3 protein-coding genes are annotated in these 3,184 nt (G+C 48.5%); all 3 read right to left on the bottom strand.

Annotation, left to right across the window (positions count from 1 at the left end; genetic code table 11):
- Positions 1-59: helix-turn-helix domain-containing protein (locus FYJ84_RS15105; RefSeq protein ID WP_407060753.1), on the bottom strand; the 59-nt coding region annotated here is incomplete at its 3' end.
- Positions 60-599: 540 nt separating this feature from the next.
- Complete coding sequence (locus tag FYJ84_RS14280; protein WP_154408252.1) at positions 600-1,580, bottom strand: diaminopimelate dehydrogenase; 981 nt, start codon at positions 1,578-1,580, stop codon at positions 600-602.
- Between the two features lie 205 nt (positions 1,581-1,785).
- Positions 1,786-2,976, bottom strand: coding sequence for an MFS transporter (locus tag FYJ84_RS14275; protein ID WP_205764293.1), 1,191 nt, complete (start codon positions 2,974-2,976; stop codon positions 1,786-1,788).
- Between the last annotated feature and the right edge of the window lie 208 nt (positions 2,977-3,184).

The raw sequence follows: 3,184 nt of genomic DNA, 5'->3' as shown, positions 1-3,184 counted from the left end.
AGCTGTTGCTGTTGTTTAGTGGGATATATTCGATACTGATAGCCTTTTTGCTGTAACACATCGTTCACCTCCTGTCACTTACTATTATATCACCACTATGTTCTATTGTCCACCTCAATTACTTGCGCAAATTCGGCGGACGTGGCATTCATCTCCCGCCTATAGAGGCAGGGAGTCTTCTGCCACATTAAGATAAAATCTCATATAAGAGCAAAAGAATTATCGCACAGCCGACAGATTACTTTGAAGTAATCCAGCCGGATATGTGATAATTCTTTTTTGTGGAAAATATGGCGCAAAAGTTGTCTGACTGAAGACGACAGAAAGGCGTTGAAAAATATCAAAAAGGGTATAAAAAGTGGTTGAAGTTTTATACTATAATATTTTGCACCTTCTGCCACTAAAAAATGCCAGAAGGGTATGAGAAAAAACACACAGCAGCGTAACAAAACAACATAAAAAACATAACAGCAGAAAATAGCAAGGCAGCTGTAAAACCAGCTACAAAAAAACAGGCCCATCCCGGCATATGTCAGGATGGGCCTGTTTTTTATAAAATCAATCTGATGATATCACCAATATCATATTTGAAAGAGAAATCAGAGCATGTGGGCTCTCAGTTCCTCGCCGCTCAATGGGGAAAGATACGCTGGTGCCACATCAAACACGGTCTTGCAGCCATTTGCGCCTTCCTGATGCAGACGATTTACGGCACGGGCATAAGCAAGAATGACAGAGGAAGTAAACTCAGGGTTAGAATCCAGCTTCAGGCTATACTCGATAACATGCTTGTGCTCGCCATTGAAGCCGGTAACGCCGGTGCGGAACACAAAGCCGCCATGAGGAATACCGCTGTGGTTTGCCTGCAGCTCCTCCTCGCTGATGAAATGCACGGTAGTATCATAATCGGAGAAGTAGTTCGGCATCTCCTTGATATCCTTCTCAATCTGAGCCAGGTCTGCCCCTTCCTCAGCCACTACGAAGCACTCACGGGTATGCTTCTGACGGGTGGTCAGCTCAGGATTTTCGCCGTTCCTTACAGACTCCAGGGCAGCCTCCACAGGAATGGTGTACTGCTTGCCGTTCTTGACACCCTTGACGCGACGGATAGCATCGGAATGGCCCTGGCTGACGCCCTTGCCCCAGAAGGTATAATCATTGCCCTGCGGCAATACAGCATTGGCATACAGGCGGTTCAGGGAGAACATGCCCGGGTCCCAGCCACAGGAAATCAGGGCGGTATGGCCACTTTCCTTGGCAGCCTTGTCAACGTTGGCAAAATGCTCCGGAATGCGGGCATGGGTATCAAAGCTGTCAATTACATTGAAATACTTTGCCAGCTCAGGAGTCTGCTCAGGCAGGTCCGTAGCGGAACCGCCGCACAGCACCAGCACATCAATCTCATCTGCATGGCGTGCCGCCTCAGAGGCAGCATAAACCTTGACCCCCTCAGTCTGCAGCTTTACATCAGCAGGATTCCTGCGGGTGAATACTGCCACCAGCTCCATATCATCATTCTGACGGACAGCAGCCTCAACGCCCCGGCCCAGATTGCCATAGCCATAAATACCAATTCTCATTACATATCTTCCTTTCTTATCTCACTACAGTGCATACCTTGCCCCTAGCAAGCACTATATAATAAATGGTATAGATGTATGTCAATATTTACATATTGACCACTTGATATAATATCACAAAATTGAGTATTATGGTAGGATTTTATTGTGTATACAATGTACTTTTTCAGGCCAATTCCCTGCCATCCCCCATGATGACAGCAGATTATTCATTGCAACTTGCGGCCACCTGCCCCCTCAGCCACAGGCTGACTCCAAACCCCAGCAAAGCGAATACCGCACCGCCATAGCCGATATATGCCATAGACAGCTCAGTACAAATAACACCACCAGCCCATGTGCCGCCGCCGATGCCAAAATTGAAGATACCTGAGTATATAGACATGGCCACAGGAGCACTGCTGAGGGTAGTAGCTTGCAATACCTCTGCCTGGCTGGCCATGCCATAGGACGTCATGAAGATGCCCCACAAAACTATCAGCGGCAGCAGCAGGTACTCACTGCCTGACAGCGGATGCAGTGCCATAAGCGATGCCGCCAGCCCCAGAATAGTCCCTGCCAGGTAATACCTGCTGCACCTCTCATACAGCCTGGCAAACAGCATGCTGCCAGCCATACCGGCAACCCCCAACATCATCAATGCCGTAGTAATCATATTGTCGGACATGCCGCCCACCTGCTTCATAAATGGCTCAATATAGCTATATGCCGTATACTGCGACATAGGCACAAGGATGTTGACGCCATAAAGTCCCATCAGGACTTTATTGTGCAACAGCTCCGGCAGCTGCCGGAAAGAAAATGGCTCTGTTTTAGGCAGTTTCGGAAATACGACTACCATATAAAGTAAAATCACAACAGCCACTGCTGCCATGGCAAAAAATGACATACGCCAGCCCAGCTGCAAGCCGATAATGCGCCCTACCGGCAAGCCCAAAATAACAGCCAGCGAAGAACCTGCCACCAGCATGCTCATAGCTATAGCCTTGAACTTTGGTTCCACCAGCCTGACTGCCGCAGGTGTAGCAATCGACCAATAGATAGCATGGGCACATGCCAGCACCAGCCGCGCCCCCAGCAGCGTCCAAAAATCATTTGCCAGAGATGCCAGGCTATTGGATAGAATAAATACCCCCAGCGTAGACAGGATTAACGCCCTGAGCCCATACCTGGAAGCCCAGACCATCAGCGGCATAGAAAGCACCATTACCACCCAGGCATATATGGACACAATCCGCCCAATCTCCGCCTCCGTCATGGCAAAATCCTCTGCAATAGCAGATAGCAGCCCTATGGGCATAAACTCCGACGTATTGAACAAAAATGCCGCGCAGGTCATCCCAGCCAGTGGCAGCCACTCCCGCATGGACAAACCAGCTTCCTGATTATTCAACAAAAAATCACGCTCCTGATTCCGGCTGACTGATACAGCCATACTTTATCTTAATGTGGCAGAAGACTCCCTTCCTCTATAGGCGGGAGATGAATGCCACGTCCACCGAATTTACGCAAGTAATTGAGGTGGACAATAGAACATATCGATGATATAATAATAGGTGGCAGGAGGTGAATGATGTGTTACAGCAAAAAGGCTATCTGTATCG

Origin of the sequence: Anaerovibrio slackiae (assembly GCF_009695585.1) — a bacterium.
Taxonomy (GTDB): domain Bacteria; phylum Bacillota; class Negativicutes; order Selenomonadales; family Selenomonadaceae; genus Anaerovibrio; species Anaerovibrio slackiae.
Note: the sequence above shows the minus strand (reverse complement) of the source record. Positions and strands in the feature narration are given on the sequence as shown.